At 47.0% G+C, this 17727-nt stretch carries 12 protein-coding genes and 1 pseudogene; 11 read left to right on the top strand and 2 right to left on the bottom strand.

Annotation, left to right across the window (positions count from 1 at the left end; translation table 11 throughout):
• The first annotated feature begins 11 nt into the window (after positions 1-11).
• From FWJ59_RS00735 to FWJ59_RS00695, 9 genes and pseudogenes are all read left to right on the top strand, one after another.
• Positions 12-920: a rhomboid family intramembrane serine protease gene (locus FWJ59_RS00735; protein WP_414480067.1), complete on the top strand. Its 909-nt coding sequence runs from the start codon at positions 12-14 to the stop codon at positions 918-920.
• Positions 868-1725 (top strand): annotated as a pseudogene (locus tag FWJ59_RS00730) (DUF362 domain-containing protein); the annotation flags it as partial. The gene FWJ59_RS00735 and the pseudogene FWJ59_RS00730, both read left to right, overlap by 53 nt.
• Before the next feature lie 159 nt (positions 1726-1884).
• Entirely contained in the window at positions 1885-2076 is a 192-nt protein-coding gene (locus tag FWJ59_RS00725; protein ID WP_414480083.1) for an indolepyruvate ferredoxin oxidoreductase subunit alpha, read from the top strand.
• 54 nt (positions 2077-2130) lie between these two features.
• Complete coding sequence (locus FWJ59_RS00720; protein WP_414480066.1) at positions 2131-3981, top strand: ABC transporter ATP-binding protein; 1851 nt, start codon at positions 2131-2133, stop codon at positions 3979-3981.
• A gap of 16 nt (positions 3982-3997) precedes the next feature.
• Positions 3998-5830: an ABC transporter ATP-binding protein gene (locus tag FWJ59_RS00715; protein WP_414480065.1), complete on the top strand. Its 1833-nt coding sequence runs from the start codon at positions 3998-4000 to the stop codon at positions 5828-5830.
• 138 nt (positions 5831-5968) lie between these two features.
• A complete protein-coding gene (locus FWJ59_RS00710; protein ID WP_414480064.1) occupies positions 5969-7159 on the top strand; it encodes a LysM peptidoglycan-binding domain-containing protein in 1191 nt (396 codons plus the stop codon).
• A 550-nt stretch (positions 7160-7709) separates the two neighbouring features.
• The gene (locus FWJ59_RS00705; RefSeq protein ID WP_414480063.1) at positions 7710-8723 is read left to right on the top strand and encodes a zinc-binding alcohol dehydrogenase family protein; all 1014 of its coding nucleotides are present in this window, start codon (positions 7710-7712) and stop codon (positions 8721-8723) included.
• 283 nt (positions 8724-9006) lie between these two features.
• Positions 9007-10332 (top strand): PocR ligand-binding domain-containing protein, encoded by a 1326-nt coding sequence (locus FWJ59_RS00700; protein ID WP_414480062.1) that lies wholly within the window; start codon positions 9007-9009, stop codon positions 10330-10332.
• A gap of 164 nt (positions 10333-10496) precedes the next feature.
• Entirely contained in the window at positions 10497-11132 is a 636-nt protein-coding gene (locus FWJ59_RS00695; RefSeq protein WP_414480061.1) for a corrinoid protein, read from the top strand.
• A 122-nt stretch (positions 11133-11254) separates the two neighbouring features.
• Here FWJ59_RS00695 and FWJ59_RS00690 read toward each other — a convergent pair whose 3' ends face one another.
• Together FWJ59_RS00690 and FWJ59_RS00685 are read right to left on the bottom strand one after the other, a co-directional pair.
• A complete protein-coding gene (locus tag FWJ59_RS00690; RefSeq protein ID WP_414480060.1) occupies positions 11255-12187 on the bottom strand; it encodes a CobW family GTP-binding protein in 933 nt (310 codons plus the stop codon).
• Positions 12184-13536, bottom strand: a complete 1353-nt coding sequence (locus FWJ59_RS00685; RefSeq protein ID WP_414480082.1) for a uroporphyrinogen decarboxylase family protein — start codon at positions 13534-13536, stop codon at positions 12184-12186. The genes FWJ59_RS00690 and FWJ59_RS00685 overlap by 4 nt, the downstream gene beginning before the upstream one ends.
• A 423-nt stretch (positions 13537-13959) precedes the next feature.
• Here FWJ59_RS00685 and FWJ59_RS00680 point away from each other — a divergent pair, with 423 nt between their 5' ends.
• Positions 13960-15636 (top strand): homocysteine S-methyltransferase family protein, encoded by a 1677-nt coding sequence (locus tag FWJ59_RS00680; RefSeq protein ID WP_414480059.1) that lies wholly within the window; start codon positions 13960-13962, stop codon positions 15634-15636.
• A gap of 234 nt (positions 15637-15870) precedes the next feature.
• A partial coding sequence (locus tag FWJ59_RS00675; RefSeq protein WP_414480058.1) for a hypothetical protein occupies positions 15871-17727 on the top strand: 1857 nt, incomplete at its 3' end.

Raw genomic sequence — 17727 nt, 5'->3', positions numbered from 1 at the left:
AGGAGGTTATCATGAAGCATGAATGGGACCGCGACCCGGACATCATAGAAGGGGAGTATGAGATAATTGATGAATGGGATGCGAGCGGAACGTATGATGATTGGAGTAACGGCGGTATGCGAATGGACCCCAGGCCCCCCTACGTTACGTATGTCATACTAGGGTTAAATGTTGCTGTATGGCTGATCATGAGCTTTATAGGTACGGTATTTGATATCAATTTAAGCTATCAGCTGGTATACTTTGGCGCCAAGGTGAACGAATTGATCGCTGCAGGGCAGTACTGGCGCCTTTTTACCGCTATGTTTCTGCATGTCGGAGTTATGCACCTGTTGTTCAACTCGTATGCCCTTTATATATACGGGCCGATAGCAGAGAAGCTTTACGGTAAAATTCGGTTTGCTGTAATATATGTATTGTCAGGGCTGATGGGTAGCCTCTTTAGCTATCTCTTTAGCCCTAATCCGGCAGCCGGCGCCTCTGGCGCCATATTTGGCCTCATGGGTTCTCTGCTCTATTTTCGCAAAAGAAATCGCACGTTGTTTAAGCGCGTATTTGGGCCTAGGTTGTTCATCATAATCGGCATCAATCTGTTGTTTGGTTTTATTCAGCCGGGAATCGACAACTGGGGGCATATAGGAGGCCTCATAGGAGGTTTTTTGGCAGCCAATGCTGTGGGATTATATCGGGAGCGTAAGCTGTCGGATAAGGTAGTGGTGTGGGCGCTTATAGTTGCTATTTTTGTGTTGGGCCTGTGGATTGGGCAAAGAAAATACGATAAAATGGTTATATATATAGAGAATTCCTATCATGCTCCAGTGCATGAAGCGATTTATTACGGTGAATTACTGCAATGCCCAATAGGTCATGAATCTTTTGATGCGGGCTTGTGGGAGTATGAGTGGTTATGGGGGAATTAGGATGAAATACGGGCCGGTAGCATTGATGAAGTGTGGGAGCTATGACCGCCAGGAAGTTGAAAAGGCCGTAAGATGGGGTGTGGAGCTGCTAGGTGGCATTGAAAAGTACATAAAGCCCGGTATGAAGGTTTTGCTCAAGTGCAACCTGTTGTCGAGGAAAAGGCCAGAGGAAGCCGTAACTGTGCATCCTGCCGTAGTGGAGGCCGTGGTGAGGGCTGTGCAGTCGGCAGGGGCTATACCCATAATTGCCGACAGCCCCGGGGGGCTATATACCGAGAGGGCTTTAAAAGGCATATACAGGGCTTGTGGCATGGAAGAAGTACATGAGAGGACTGGCGCTCTCCTCAATTACGACACCGATATAGTGGAAATCAGCCACCCTGAGGGAAAGGTGGCCAAGCGCATGACGGTGATAAGGGTGCTGCAGGATGTGGATGCCGTCATATCTTTGGCAAAGCTGAAGACCCACGAACTGACCCTGTTTACCGGGGCAGTCAAGAACCTTTTCGGCGTTATCCCCGGCATGACCAAGGCCGAATACCATCTAAGGATGAAGAAGCTGAAAGAGTTTTCCGATTTGCTTGTGGACATATGTACTTACGTGAAGCCAGTTCTTTCGGTGATGGACGGCATAGAAGGAATGGAGGGCAATGGGCCGTCGGCTGGTAGGCCGCGTCATGTAGGTGCACTTCTTATGAGCCCAAGCCCTTATGCACTCGATGTAGTTTCGGCCGCATTGGTAGGATTGCCCGTTGAAAGGATATGCACCGTACAGCGGGCTGAAGAACGGGGGCTATGCAGCAGCAGGCTGGAAGATATAGAGATTATAGGGGATTCGTTTGATGAGCTCCGTGTACTTGACTTTAAGCTGCCCGATTCCAAAAAGCTGGGCTTTTTAGTAAGGGCCCTTGAAAGCGACAACCGGCTTTCGGAGTTTCTGAAGTTCTATTTGGGACCACATCCCATGATAAGGTATGAGGCTTGTGTGGGGTGTGGCGATTGTGCGAGGTATTGCCCGCCCAAAGCCATAAAAATGGCTGATGGTAAGCCACGCATTGATCTAGGTACCTGTATTCGCTGTTATTGCTGCCAAGAACTATGTCCTCATAAAGCTGTCTTCATAAGGCGAAACTGGTTTTTTAGGCTGTTTAAATGATGCCTTTTCCATTGTAAAAACGGATTTCGGGCGACAATTAACTGGAAAGGAGATGTGCTCAAGATTCACATGAGTCGGATGAACTCTGGTCCGTGGAGATTGTTGTGGCATCTCATGAAGGACAACAGGATGCGGTATGCAGGGGCTGTAGTCGTTACCGCTTTTTCTGCTCTGCTTTCCCTAATGCCGACGCTGGTTGTAAGGACAACAGTGGATTCCATCATTGGCAATAAGCCAATAGATATCCCCTACTGGATGGAGGATGTCATACTACGCCTAGGAGGCAGGGATGTCCTGGCTCATAATCTGTGGATATGTGGCTTGTTTTTGCTGGCCATAAGCCTGATAAACGGAGCAGCCATGTATATGAGGGGCAAATGGACGGCACAGGCTTCCGAGTCTACCGCAAGAAATTTAAGAAATATGCTTTACGACCATCTTCAGAGTTTGCCCTATGATGAGCATGTGAAGGCTGAGACAGGTGACTGGGTACAGCGCTGTACTTCTGATGTGGAGACCATAAGGCGTTTTTTAGCCGTACAACTGGTAGAAATTGGAAGAACATTGTTTCTCCTAACCATGGCTCTTGTCATAATGTTCAACCTCGATGTGAAGATGACCTTTATTTCCATGGCTGTAGTCCCTATCATATTCGTCTTTTCGTACATATTTTTTTCAAAAGTAAAGGAGGCATTTCGTCTAGTTGATGAGGCTGAAGGAAGGTTGACCACCGTTTTGCAGGAGAACCTGACGGGGATAAGGGTGGTAAGGGCCTTTGGCCGTCAAGCTTACGAGATTAAGAAATTTGATGATAAGAATAGGGAATATAGGGACTTATCATACCGCCTTATGCGGTTGATGGCCAATTACTGGGCCATTTCGGATTTCCTCATAATGTTTCAGATGGGGATAGTGCTGGTCATAGGAGTATATTGGGCATCTCAGGGCACTATGACGCTCGGGACTCTGTTGACCTTCATGAGCTATGAGGGTATGCTGTTGTGGCCGGTTAGGCAGATGGGTAGAATACTGACTGACATGGGGCGGACCCAGATCTCTTTGGCAAGGGTTAAGGAGCTCTTGGATAAGCCGAGGGAGGATATGAACGAAGACGGGCTCAAGCCCGATCTAAATGCGGACATCGAATTTAGGAATGTTTATTTTGAGTACGAAAAAGGCCGTCCGGTGCTTCAAGATGTATCCTTTAAGGTGAAGAAGGGGCAGACTGTTGCCATCCTTGGTCCTACCGGTTCTGGCAAGTCGTCATTGGTTCACCTGCTTTTGAGGTTATATGACTACCAGGGAGGTTCCATTACCATCGGCGGAGTTGAGCTTAAAAGGATAAACAAAAAATGGCTGCGCCAGCATATAGGCATTGTGCTTCAAGAACCTTTCTTATTCTCCAGGACCATAAAGGAAAATATAGCGTTGGGCAATAGCCGTGCGGGGGAGGCAGAAATTTTAGAGGCGATACGCGTAGCTGCACTTGATGATGTTATACAGCAATTTGAAAAGGGGTATGACACGTTAGTAGGCGAGAGGGGGGTAACCCTCTCGGGTGGGCAAAAGCAAAGGGTTGCCATTGCTAGGGCTCTTGTCAGGGACAGCTCCATATTGATCTTTGACGACTCCTTAAGTGCTGTCGACACCGAAACCGACGCACAGATCCGCAGGGCTTTGAAGGAAAGGCGAAAAGGGGTGACCACCTTTATCATATCCCATCGCATCACCACCCTGGCCGAAGCCGATTTGATATTGGTGCTGGATCAGGGGCGGTTGGTTCAGTCGGGTACCCATGAGGAGCTTATCAGGCAGCCCGGCCTGTACCAGAGGCTATGGGCATTGCAGAGTCAGTTGGAAGAGGAGTTGGCAGAAGAGAGTAATATGGAGTGCTCAGCGCAATGAAGGGGGAATGGTTTAGATGAACGCTTACGAGGAACAGGAATATACCCAGTCGTTTAATATAGATTTGTGGAAGAAGTTGATTAGTTATGCCCGGGCTTATAGGAAGGATTTATTGCTGCTGGCGCTGGTTATGGTAGTGTCCGGTGGCATCGATGCCGTTTTTCCGCTTATGAACAGATATGCCGTGGACCATTTCATTGTTCCCGGTGAACTGGCAGGGCTGTGGATTTTTGCTTTAGTTTACGGCCTCCTCATCGCGGTGCAGGCCCTCAACGTATGGCTGTTGATATGCATTGCCGGCAAGATTGAAATAGGCCTGTGCTATGACATAAGAAATATGGGTTTTAGAAAGCTGCAGGAATTATCATTTTCCTATTTTGATAGAACGCCGGTTGGATGGATTATGGCCAGGATGACGTCTGACATTCAGCGCTTGAGCGAAACCCTTGCCTGGAGCCTTGTGGATTTGATGTGGGGAATCGCCATGATGCTGACCACCATAGGGATTATGCTTTATTTAAATTGGAAGCTTGCCCTCATCACCCTCTCGGTGGTGCCAATTTTGGTGGTAACCAGCATGTATTTTCAGAGGATAATATTGAAGGCCTATCGAGAGGTGCGCAAGATCAATTCTCAAATTACCGGAGCTTTCAACGAGGGGATAATGGGGGCTAAGACCACCAAGTCCCTTGTGAGGGAAGAGGAAAACCTGAAGGAGTTTGAAGAGCTTACCGAGCGGATGCGGTATTCTTCCGTTCGGGCGATTGTGGTTTCATCCATCTATATGCCGATTGTGACGGCATTGGGCAGCATCGGAACGGGGCTGACGTTGTGGTTGGGAGGTAACGGCGTCATCAATAATGTCATAAGTTATGGTACCCTGGTAGCCTTCATTTCGTATACAATGCAATTTTTTGAGCCCATTCGCCACGTTGCTCATATATTTGCCGAACTGCAAAATTCTCAGGCCTCGGCCGAACGGGTTTTTTCCATGCTTGAAACCCAACCCGACGTGAAAGATTCCCCTGAAATTATCGAGGAATATGGCGATCTGTTTACGCCCAAAAAGGAAAACTGGCCGCCCATAAAAGGTGATGTGACTTTCCACAACGTATCCTTTTCCTATAAAGAGGGCGAGGAGGTGCTTAAGAATTTCAACCTCGAGGTCAAAGCCGGCCAGACAATTGCTCTGGTGGGCGAGACGGGTGCCGGCAAAAGCACTATTGTAAACCTCCTGTGTCGCTTTTATGAGCCCACCGAAGGTGAAATCAGGATCGATGGGGTGGATTACCGCAAGCGTTCCCAGCTGTGGCTGCAATCCAATATAGGGTATGTGCTGCAGACGCCCCATCTGTTTAGCGGAACCGTTAAGGAAAATATAAGGTACGGCAGGCTGGATGCCACCGATGAAGAGGTGGTGGAGGCTGCAAAATTAGTCAACGCCCACGATTTCATCATGAAGCTGGAAAAGGGATATGATACCGAGGTGGGCGAAGGTGGAAACAGGCTGTCTACAGGCCAAAAACAGCTCATTTCGTTTGCCCGTGCAGTTTTGGCCAACCCCAGGATATTTGTGTTGGATGAGGCCACCTCTTCGGTAGATACCGAAACCGAGCGGATCATCCAGAACGCTATACAAAAGGTGCTACGTGGCAGGACCAGCTTCGTGATAGCGCACCGCCTGTCCACCATAAAGTCGGCTGATCGCATACTGGTAATTCGCAATGGGCGCGTGGTTGAACAAGGTACCCATTTTGAGCTGCTCAGGCGAAGGGGGTATTATTACAGGCTGTATACAAACCAGTTTATGGAGGAAAAGGAGAAGGAAATTATGTCCCAGATGAGATGATAGATGAAGATGAAGTAGTACCATATTTTTCAACTAGAAAGCCTTCCTTTTCCCAGGATATAATATAGTTACAATAAGAGACAAGCCATCCTTTTTAGCACATCATTTCAATTATCTGGGAAAGGGGAGGTAGGAAGAGTGTCTACAAAAAGGCTTGCATTGACAGTAGTTACAGCCTTACTGCTTATCTTGTTCATATGTGTGCCTTTTTCGCGAGTTTCAGCTGCAGGGTATCAGCTTACCAGGAATTTAAAAAAAGGGATGAGCGGTGAGGATGTAGCCGTTGTACAGCGCCTTCTCAGGGATTTGGGCTTTTTTACATATCCTCAGATCACGGGTTACTTCGGCAGCATAACCGAGACGGCCGTAAAGGCTTTTCAAAAGGCAAACGGGCTGGCAGCTGACGGCATCATAGGCCCTATTACCCGTGGCGTCATGAATAAGCTTCTGGGCGGCTCAACTGCTTCAAGGGGAGATGCCACCAGCGTTTATACTGTACAGCCGGGTGACTCCCTGTGGAAAATAAGCCAGCGCTTTGGGGTTTCGTTAGATCTGCTATTTGCAGCCAACAACATGACCGGTTTAACCGTAATTTATCCAGGTCAGAAGATAATCATTCCCCGGAGCAATGCGTCGGTAGATACGCCGAAGGTTACCTACTTGAACCACACCGTAGCCAAAGGAGATACTCTATGGAATCTGTCGTATAAGTATGGCGTATCGGTTGAAGACATCGCGCAGGCCAATGGCATAGACGTTTCGGCTGTGCTGTACGTAGGTCAGGTTTTAAAGATTCCCAAGAAGGAGATACCTGTAAAAACCACTCCAGGGCCCCAATATGGCGAGCTGCTGGACTGGTGGGAAGAAGTGCAGTACGTCTTCCCGCTCAATTCTACAGCCACAGTAGTGGATTTTTATACTGGCATCAGCTTTAAGGTTGTAAGAACCTATGGGTCGGGCCATGCCGATGTAGAACCGCTGACACAGGAGGATACCCTCATAATGAAGGGCATTTGGGAAAAGTATGAAAAGCTAGCCAATGGTACTGTAAACTATTGGGCAAGGCGCCCGGTGCTGGTGCTGATAAACGGACGCAAGCTGGCGGCTTCTGCCACTGCAGCGCTACATGCAGGGCTGGATTCGGCTCCAGATGGAGCTTATGTGAGCTGGAGAAGTGGCGATTATGGGGCAGGAATAAATTACGACAGGATAAAGGGAAATGGTGCCGACGGGCATTTCGATATCCATTTTCTAAACAGTGTTCGCCACAAAGATGGACAGGTAGATGCTCAGCACCAGGCTATGATAAGGATAGCTGCAGGGCAATAAAAGAAAGGTAAACCGATGCATAAGGCTCAATGTAATAAAATCATAGATAAATTGTTGAAACCTATAAAACGAGATAAATTGAAATGATATGCTAAAGGATGGCGTTTTTTTATGTTTTACGCATGGATTTGTTTTTATGCCTGCCTTATTAAAAATTAGCATATCATACATACCACACTTAGCTCCTCAAAGTCTTAGGGCTTATTGGTGATAAAAACTATTCAAGATTTTGTTTGCCAATGATTTCCATATATTAATTGTGTATTAATTAAATAATTAGTAAAAGAACCAAAGGGGTTACATGACATTAATTCTATGATAGAATATAATTAACAATTTATTTTATTAGGACAGAGGTAAGAATGGCTTTTGTAAAAAAGTAATGTAATTTGACGTTGTATGCGATTGTTGCACTTTCTTTAAGCAATTTTCAAAGAATGGCTGAATTTTGATTATTATTCTGCCCGTATTTTTTTGATATAGTTGTACTGAATTTGAACGATAAAAATAGACCAATAATAGTGAAGTAGCAAAAGAAGAGGTGAAAAATATGAAAGTGGTTTATATAAAGGAACCTGGCAAAATTGAAATAATTGAAAGGGATATACCTACTCCTAGGAAAGGCGAGGCTCTCTTAAAGATAAAATATTGTGGTATTTGTGGTTCGGATGTTGCAACTTATACGGGAAATCAACCTTTTGCAACTTATCCTAGAATTCCAGGTCATGAATTTTCTGCAGAGATAGTGGAGATTGAAGAAAACGAGTATGGGCTTAAAAAGGGCATGATTGTCACCGCTAACCCATACTTTAATTGCGGAAAATGCTATTCGTGTCAGAGGGGAAAGGTGAATTGCTGCGAGTTTAATGAAACTATGGGAGTCCAAAGGGATGGGGCTTTTGCAGAATACATTACCATGCCTATCGAAAGGATTTATAATGGAAAAGGATTAAGTGCCAAAACGCTGGCCTTGATCGAACCGTTTTCTATTAGCTATCATGCGATTAATCGCGGAGACATTCAAAAGAGTGATAATGTTTTGATTTCTGGTGCAGGTCCTATTGGAATTTTTGCTTTAATAGCTGCTAAGTTAAGAGGTGCAAAGGTATATGTCGCCGACATACTCGAGAAAAGATTGCATTATGCAGAGATGATGGGAGCTGACGGAGTTATAAATGCTAGCAAGGAAGATTTAATGGAGAGGGTAAAGGAGTTCACCAACGGGAACGGTATGGATGTATGCGTTGAAGCTGTTGGCCATCCTGAGTCTCTGTTAAATTGCATTGAGGCAGTTGCTTTTGGTGGTAAAATTATACTGATTGGCAATGGAAAAAAAGAGGTTACATTTAACCATTCTATTTTGGTCAAGAAGGAATTGAATATTTATGGTTCAAGAAATAGTTTAAACGCTTTTGAACCTTTGATTGAATTAGTATCCAGCGGGGAAGTAGATATTGATAACGTAGTGACCGATGTATTTGCTCTAGATGAGGTGGTGGATGCGTTTAATCTGTTAACCCACAATGATGGAACCCATCTTAAAGTTATGGTAAAGTTCGATTAAAAAGTTATTAATATTGTGTAGAATGAGGTCTTCTTTGTCCGTTTATTTCCCTCTGATTCTTTGCTGGCATAATTAGAGAAGGGATATAATTTATCAAAGGGTGGAATAAGCTCTTTTAAATCATTATCGATGGTAATAGATTTAAAAAGGCAGGGATGTTCTTTTGCTTGGGTTGGATGTGGGATCAACCACCACAAGAGACTCCGAAGGACAGGATGTTGCACAAGCGGTGGAAAGGAGATATAGTTAAACAAAGGAACCTGGCGTTTAGGGGGATTATGGGGTGGCTGAACACGGCAACAAAATTTACGACATCGAAAATATCAGCATCGAGGATGTAATCGATATAAAGGAATTGAAAAGCATACTCAACTGCTTTGTGTTGGCTACGGGGCTGGGAGCGATATGCGCAAACGCTAAAGGTGAGCCTATCGTCGTTCCAGATGAATATGAAGGCCAGTGTCCGTTTTGCAAAGTGGTGCGTTCTGATCCCGAAGGGCTTAAGCGATGCAATCAGTCCATGAGCTATGCGGGCAGGCAGGCAGCCCAGCTGGGTGAACCGTATATCTTTCGGTGTCATGCCGGGCTGATAGAGTTTGCGGCGCCCATAATGTTTAAGGATATATACCTGGGCAGCATCTCGTGCGGCCCCGTTATTATGTGGGACTGGGATGAGATGGCCCTGCAGGAATTTTTGAACTTGACCCGAGATCTCAACATCAACCGCGAAGCCTTGGTGGTGGCCAGTAGGCAGATAAAGATGTTATCCAGTAGGAGCGTACAGGCAGCAGCTAAGCTTATCTTTATAGTGGCCAACCACATCGCAAAGACCGGCATGCTTACGTTGCAGTATAGGAAGGAGCTCAATGAACAGCAGGCAAAGCTGGCCGAGGCGATATTTGAGAGAAAGCGAGCGGAGGAGACCATCAAGGCCCTTGAGACCAAGGCCCAGGAGCCCACATATCCTATAGACAAAGAAAAGGAGCTCTTAAGTAAGGTTAGGCTAGGGAACCGTACCGCTGCAAAGGAAATTCTAAATGATCTGTTGGGCGATATATTCTTCCGCACCGCTGGCAATATGGACCTAATGAAGGCCAGAATATTGGAGCTGGTAGTTGTCATATCCAGGGCGGCGGTAGAAGGCGGTGCCAGCCTGGAGAAGCTATTGGGCCTAAATTACAACTTTATTTCCGAACTGTCCCAGATTAACAGCATTGAAGAGATATGTCACTGGGTTGTGAAGGTGCTGGATACCTTCATGGACACCGTGTACCAAACCAAGAAGGTGCGCAATGCCAAATGCCTCGGTGAGGCTTTGAAGTATATCCGTGAAAATTTCAATAAAAATATTACCCTTGAGGATGTGGCGAGAAGCGTATATATAAGCCCTTATTATCTCAGCCACTTATTCAAGGAGGAGCTCAACATAACTTTTTTAGAATATCTGACCATGGTGCGAATGGAAGAGGCTAAAGAATTGCTTAAAGATACATCTCTCTCTATTGTAGCCGTTGCATCTCAGGTGGGCTATGAGGATGCCAGCTATTTCAGCAAGGTGTTTAAAAAATATGTCGGCATGTCCCCGTCTCAATACAGGAAGAATCTCTAGAAATAGCATTGACAAGATTGTCCCTATTTTCACAAGATTTAACCGGTACAGCTTCAGTTAAACCTGTTATAATTTATAACGTAGGCTTTATAACCATTATACATGGTAGGAATAGAGTGAATTGTCCAAGCGATGAACTTGCGTTTGATAAGGAGGGTTAACAGATGGCTGATTTTAGGGCAATTGCTGATGCTTTGAAAGCCGGCAATGCTCCAAAGGTAAAGGAGATGGTTGAAGCAGCGCTGGCAGAGGGGGTAAATCCCGAGGATATTGTAAATAAGGCGCTTATAGTGGGAATGAGCGAGGTAGGTGAGCTGTTCAAGAATAACGAGATATACGTTCCAGAGGTGCTCATCGCCGCTCGCGCTATGCACGCCGGTCTGAACATCTTAAAGCCTTTGCTAGCTGAGCGAGATGTAAAGCCCATAGGGAAAGTGGTCATTGGCACCGTGAAGGGCGATCTACATGATATCGGGAAGAATCTGGTAGCCATGATGCTTGAAGGGGCAGGATTTGAAGTGATCGACCTGGGCATTGACGTTTCGCCCGAAAAATTTATCGAAGCAGCAAAAGCGGCAGGTCCTGGTTGTATAGTTGCCATGTCTGCCCTGCTCACTACCACCATGCCGGCTATGAAGGATACCATTGAGGCTTTGAAGGCGGCAGGCTTAAGGGACCAGGTAAAGATTATGGTAGGGGGAGCACCCGTCACGCAGAAGTTTGCCGATGAGATTGGTGCTGATGGCTATGCACCCGATGCTGCATCGGCTGCTGATCTGGCAAAGACTTTTGTGGCGTAAAAAAGGGCGTTTAAAACGCCCTTTTTTTTATCCAAAATAAGGGGAGAAACTCCATTTTCCATCAAACAGTGATAGGCCATTTTATCTCTCGTTGAATTTCATTGCTATGTGCATTTGATGGTTTATTTAATGCACAATTCATTGTTGAAATGCTTTTCCCAGCTTTTTTGTATCATATCCATCACGGGTTGCCTGGTCCTTAAAATCACCACTAGCTGCGACAGGTTACGCTCTGCATTAATGGGAGTTATGGATATAGAACCGTTGACTCCATCCACATAGTGCCATCCTTCATTTAGCTTGAAGAAACCCTTTATTCTAAAGGCAATATCTGAAAGGCTTTGTAAAAAGGCCTTTAGCTTTTCTTTCTCAAATACCCCATTGGCTTCAAGGAGCAGGGTTTTTGGCCTGTTAGACGGGCAATTGAGGTTAGGAGTGGCCGGTGGCAGCTGGAAGTTTTCGAGATTTTGTTGCAGCCATGTAGGGTCTAATCTGCCGTAAGAAGTGGTTACTATGGGGGCTATAGGATTTAAGCTGCGAATATTCCCTTGTACCGCTTTAAGCATTTCGGCGTCCACCAAATCAGCCTTGTTTATCACTATCAAATGGCTGTATTCTACCTGTTTGCCTATAACTTCCAGCGCCTGTGACAGCTCCATAAACGAGGTGGCATCCACAAGGCATATGGTACCTTTAAAATCGTAAATATCGCCGATTTTCGGCTGTATGTCGTAAAGGATTTTTTCCATCCCGGATGGATCTGAAAGCCCTGAGCTTTCGATAAACAGCAATTCGATGGGAGTACTGGCCATAGCTATTAGCCCTTGGGCAAAGTTGGATGCAAGGCAGCTACAGAATATGGATCCATTATTTATTTCCATCATGTCTATGCCTTCCCTTTTGACCAGCGTACCATCTATGCCTACGCTGCCGAACTCATTCATTATTATGCCAATCTTTTTATTTTTGTTAGACTCCAACAGGTTTTTTAAAAGGGTGGTCTTTCCCGCTCCTAGGAAACCGGTAAGCAAATATATGGATATCTTGCGACTCATTTTAAACACTCCTCAATGCTCCTGAACAGATCGTTTCTGCTAGGGATTATGGATGAATACTTGAGTTTGCCGTTGATATAGATGCAGGGCAGATTTTTTATGCCCATCTTCTTGATGCGGGCTATGCCTTCGCGGGTGGTAAACTTGTGTTCCACCCAGTCGATTCTGTCGCCGAAGTGTTCTTTAGCGATCTTTACGGCATTGACCATGTAGGTACAAGCGGCACAGGTGGCTGAGTCTAAGGTAAACACTTCGATGAGCGGCCTTTCGAGATTATCGTAGTCCGGCAGCTCCACTTCTATGTCCAGTTGTGTGCCCTGATAGTTTTCCAGCATCTTTCTTACCTCGTCGGTATTGCGTATGGCCTGCTGTATGCCTATGGGATTTTCAGGAGGAACATCGTACGGCATGTCGCATCCCGGTGCGATGGCCAGGTTATGGTGATTTAATTTATCCAGTAGATCTACCACGTATTTCATGTTGTCCTGCTGGCTGCCGTACAGCATTATTGACGTTAGGGGGATGTTGCCGCCCAGCACTATGTTATATCTATCGGTAATCTTTTTAGCTTCCACCATGTCTATGTTTTCATCTATGAATATGGAATCGGGACCGGTTTTGCACATCTCCTCTATATTCTTTGAAGCATTGCCGCATACGAAGAAGGAGGACAGTGCTCCCTTTCGCTTGATAAAGCTAAAAATTTCTGCAGCGGCTTCCGATACGAATTGTGCAAAGTGCTGGGGGGAGATTTGAGAGACCAGAGGATCCACAACGGCGATGACGTCCATACCGGCTTCTATATAATATTCTGCCATTGTTTTGGCTACTTGGCTGGTATATCCAATGAGCTGATGTACATAGTCGGAGTCCATAAACATATCCATGAACAGCTCTGTGCCTCTCAGGTGGGATGCCAGGGTCAAGGGCCCGCATATCAGGCCAAATAAAGCGGTGGTCTGACCAACTTCGGCTTTAAATCTTTTCATCACTTCCAGTATCATGGGAAGCCTCCCATCTGATCTTTCGGGTAGACGCTGAGGAATGGCTTTATCTGAAGCTAGCGGATGGGATTTGACAGATGGTGGGGCTTTTTCGGCCCATACCAGCTGGCAGCCCAGGATTTCGGCTTCTACCTGCAGGTCAAACAGCACAGGCTGCCCATCAGGGCGGTACAACCTGTTTACTTCTAAAAGAGATTCGAGCAGTTTTTCACCATCGGTTAAAACTTCCACGGCGGTGTAGCCTTTGAGCTTGCCAGCATGGATACCGGCAAAAGGCACCCATGGCACCCTTGGAAGGCCTTTTTCATGTTTGAAGGTCCTTATAAGCAGCTCTTTTCCTGTCATGGCTTCCATGATATTGAACCTCCTTGATGCTATGGATGTGCTCTGTTACGTTTTCTTCTATTGTATCAACAGCTATCCGGGATGTCTGCATCCTATCTTGTTAAGTTTAGTAGAATATTGTTGGGTTTTTAACAAGCTGTATAGATAAGTGATTTGGGGAATGTGTCATATCCCCGTAATGAAAGATAGGGTTATGAATGGAGTTTGGCGATGCCTCTAGATAATATTGCATTGTATGTTGGGGAATTCTTAAGGCCAGTAAAATGAAAGCTCTTAGCCCGGCAATCCTTTTTTAAATAAAGGGTTATATTTGTATTATCTCCAAGAAGGAGGTAATGATTTATCGGAGAATATGTATGATAATAAAACTATACTTAACCTATTATCGCTGCAAAGCGGGTTAGTGAAAGGATGAAATTGATTATGGATTTTAGAACGGAGCTGAAACGCCGCTTAATCGTGTTTGACGGTGCAATGGGGACCATGGTACAGCGTTATGGGCTTCCCCCTGGTCAACCGCCCGAGACCTTCAACATTCTTCATCCTGATATCATCGAGGATATTCATAGGCAATACATAGAGGCGGGTGCCGATGTCATAACTACCAATACCTTTGGTGCCAATGAATTCAAGCTTAGGGACACGGGATATACTGTGGAGCAGGTGATAACCCAGGCTGTAGTTTTGGCACGGCGTGCTGCGGGGAGCAAATGGGTAGCGTTGGATATGGGGCCCATAGGTCAGCTCATGGAGCCCATGGGGCCACTGTCTTTTGAACGAGCGTATGAATTATATGCCAGGCAGGTTAGGGCAGGGGTACAGGCGGGGGTTGACCTCATTTTGATCGAAACCCTCGGTGATCTACGTGAGGCCAAAGCAGCTGTCCTGGCCGCTAAGGAGAACAGCTCTTTGCCTGTCATATGCACGCTGACCTTTGATCAAAGGGGAAGGACGTTTACAGGCGCGGATCCGCTAACTGCCGTGGTGGTGCTTGAGGGCCTGGGAGTTGATGCTTTAGGAGTGAACTGTTCGTTGGGGCCGGAAGGGCTGATGCCCATCGTCAAGGAGTTTATATCGTATTCCAGCCTTCCGGTTTTGGTGCAACCCAACGCAGGGCTGCCGCAAATAGTGGATGGGCGGGCGGTTTATCCCTTGACCCCTGAAGTCTTTCAGCGGCATATTCAGACAATGGTACGAATGGGAGTAAGGATAGTTGGCGGGTGCTGCGGAACCACTCCCGATTTCATAAAGGCCATAAGGAAAGCGGTGAAGGACTTGACGCCTATAGCCGTTTCACCAAAGAGGTTTACGGCCGTGGCTTCGGGATCAAAGACGGTGGTTTTTGGTCAGGACGTGAAGCTCATCGGCGGCAGCATAAATGCTAGGTTCAATGAGGGCATTGCTAGGGCAATAAAGGATAACGCCGTAGGGGATATAGTGTCACAAGCCATTGTCCAGAGAAGCCAAGGGGCTGACGTATTGGCGATGGATGTGGCTGTTCCGGAAATGGACGAGAGAGAAGTGATGCTCAACCTGGTACGCGAAGTACAGGCAGTTGTCAATCTTCCGCTGGAATTGGACAGCTCAAGGGCCGATGTCCTGGAGGCTGCTTTGAGGCTATATAATGGTAAGCCGCTGGTACGAGGAGTAAGCGCTGAACAGTCTGTCATGGATGCGGTATTTCAAGCTGTTGCAAAGTATGGAGCCTGCGTGGTGGGGTATACTAGAGATGAGGACGGCACTCCGGCTGACGCCAGGGGAAGGTTGAAGCTAGCCGAGAGGATTGTGCGCGCTGCCGAGGCCTACGGCATACCGAAGGAGGATGTGATCATCGATTGTACCATGGCAGATGTGGCGCCACCTTCTTGGGAGGCCATGGAGGCCTTAAAAGCCATTAAGCTGATCAAGGACGAGCTGGGCCTGGTAACCACTCTGGATATGAGAAGGGTGTACAGGAACTGGCCCAATGATGATAGCGTTGGAAGTACCTACCTTGCCATGGCGTTGGCTTACGGCCTTGATGCCCCGGTGGTGGACCTGGAAGATGGCCGTACTATGGAAACTGTTAAAGCTTTCCGCCTACTGAGCTGCAAACGATAGGATTGAGCAGAGGGACACTAAAATCGGGCGGGCAAGATGATTGTCATATAACTAAGGGGAAAGGTAAAAGCGGCTGCTAATAACGATTTTGCAGCCGCTTTTTTATATTGAGCAGTGCGTTACCTAGGGGTATGACGGGGATATTTTTGGGAAGAATCAAGTATGAGGTGAGGTGCCTTGAAAAATAGGCTCTTTTTACTTTTGACGTTGGGCGTTTTAACATGCTCTATAGCCTTGAATTATGGAATTACTACTAATGCGGTGGAATCGGCCTGCCAATCGGCAGCAGGTACCGATTGTGCTGCTGAACTTGTTCAATTGGATTATAACGCCGTTTACAGCGCTGCTTTGCCTGAAGCAGGGAGGGGTAAGGTAGTCCTGGTGGCCATGGATCGGCTAGGCTGGATGGACATAAAGGAGGCTTCCACACCCAATATGGACAGGTTGATGGAGATAGGGGCAATTGGCCTTATGACAACCAACACGGCTGGAAGCCGTTCGTGCAACAACCTGTATGTCACCATGGGGGCAGGTGCTAGGATTACCGGTTCTACCAATTCCCCTCTTGCCTTCTCGGCCGATGATGTATATCAGGGGCAAAAGGTTGCCGACCTCTATTATCAGATAACCGGCCGCAGGCTACAGGCCGGTGAAATAGCCAGTATAGGAATTGCTGCCGTGTATCGCAACAATGCCAACAGGCCGTATCCCGTCAAAGTGGGAGCATTGGGTACTGCCCTGGCGCAAAACGGCTATAAGGTGGCTGTGGTTGGAAACAGCGATACGCTCGAGGAGCCACAACGGTATCTGGTGTCCATGATGATGGATGACAAGGGCGTTGTTCCTTTGGGAGACGTGGGGGAATGGTTAAACACAAAGGACGGTACCCGACCTTTTGGCATGAGGGTGGATTTTGACAGGATGGCTCAAGCAGTCCAAAGGGTATGGGATGAAGCCGACGTCATAGCCATCGAATGGGGTGATACCTACAGAGCGGAAGCCTACAGGCATATGGTGATGGATGATGTGCTGGAGGAACATAGGCGTAAGGCCATAGAGGATGGGGATACCTTCATAGGATGGCTGATGGAGCGGCTTGACATGGAAAGAGACCTTATTATTGTATTCACAGCCTTGGGGCCATTACGGGAACTGCAGGTCAACAACCGTTTGACCCCTGTAATCATGGCGGGAAGAGGCGTAGGCAGGGGTTGGCTCACATCTGCCTCAACCCACCGCATGGGTGTGGTGACCAACCTGGATGTGGGAGTCACTATCCTTGACTTCTTTGGCATACCGCCTCTCCCAGAACAGGGTGGCGCTCCAATGAGGAGCGTTTATAACGATAGTGGTTTGGAGGGCATCATAACTTTTAATCAGAGGCTGGTGGAGATCTACAACCAACGCCCCTTCTTGATACGCGCGTTTGTGTTTTACATCATAGCGGTGGTTGTAGCCTCGCTGATAACCCTTTTCGTTAAAAGGAAATATCTGAAGGCTATCAAGCTTTGCCTGTTGTTTGCCATGTTGGTGCCCTTTACTTACCTCCTTTTGCCCATTGTACACCAACCTTCTCTGACGGTGGCTGCTTTGATGGCGGCCTCCTTTACCCTATTGCTTGCCCTTGCTATATGGAGGTTTATCCCCGCCATGCTGGACAGGATCATGGTGATATGCCTTATGATGACGGCGGCGTTGCTGCTTGACCAATGGACCGGTGCAAAGCTTATACAGGGATCCCCGCTGGGGTACGACGTGATAAGCGGGGCTCGATTTTACGGGATAGGCAACGAGTACATGGGGGCACTTGTGGGGGCTACTTGCATTGGTACAGCAGCGGCTATAGAACGACTGAAATCCCACTGCAGCATGGTCCTGCCTGGAGCCGTTGTGCTGCTGGCTATGGTTTTTGCCACCCTGGCGTTGCCCTGGTGGGGTACCAATGTGGGTGGGGCCATAACGGCATTTATGGCATTCGGGGTGTTCATCATGCTGATGGCGGGCTGGAGGATTACCTGGAGACAGATAGCGGTCCTATGTACGGTTTTGGCCATTGCCGTTATTGGATTATTCATTTTGGATAGCTTCAGA

The organism is Caldicoprobacter sp. (assembly GCF_047459465.1).
In the GTDB taxonomy this organism is placed as follows: domain Bacteria; phylum Bacillota; class Clostridia; order Caldicoprobacterales; family Caldicoprobacteraceae; genus Caldicoprobacter.
This window is presented reverse-complemented; position numbering and strand designations above follow the sequence as displayed.

What these genes read in the sequence shown, in the direction of transcription:
- FWJ59_RS00680 (WP_414480059.1), top strand. Translation starts at nt 13,960, where the DNA reads ATGGATTTTAGAACGGAGCTGAAACGCCGCTTAATCGTGTTTGACGGT.
- FWJ59_RS00735 (WP_414480067.1), top strand. Translation starts at nt 12, where the DNA reads ATGAAGCATGAATGGGACCGCGACCCGGACATCATAGAAGGGGAGTAT.
- FWJ59_RS00695 (WP_414480061.1), top strand. Translation starts at nt 10,497, where the DNA reads ATGGCTGATTTTAGGGCAATTGCTGATGCTTTGAAAGCCGGCAATGCT.
- FWJ59_RS00685 (WP_414480082.1), bottom strand. Translation starts at nt 13,536, where the DNA reads ATGACAGGAAAAGAGCTGCTTATAAGGACCTTCAAACATGAAAAAGGC.
- FWJ59_RS00705 (WP_414480063.1), top strand. Translation starts at nt 7,710, where the DNA reads ATGAAAGTGGTTTATATAAAGGAACCTGGCAAAATTGAAATAATTGAA.
- FWJ59_RS00725 (WP_414480083.1), top strand. Translation starts at nt 1,885, where the DNA reads ATGATAAGGTATGAGGCTTGTGTGGGGTGTGGCGATTGTGCGAGGTAT.
- FWJ59_RS00715 (WP_414480065.1), top strand. Translation starts at nt 3,998, where the DNA reads ATGAACGCTTACGAGGAACAGGAATATACCCAGTCGTTTAATATAGAT.
- FWJ59_RS00690 (WP_414480060.1), bottom strand. Translation starts at nt 12,187, where the DNA reads ATGAGTCGCAAGATATCCATATATTTGCTTACCGGTTTCCTAGGAGCG.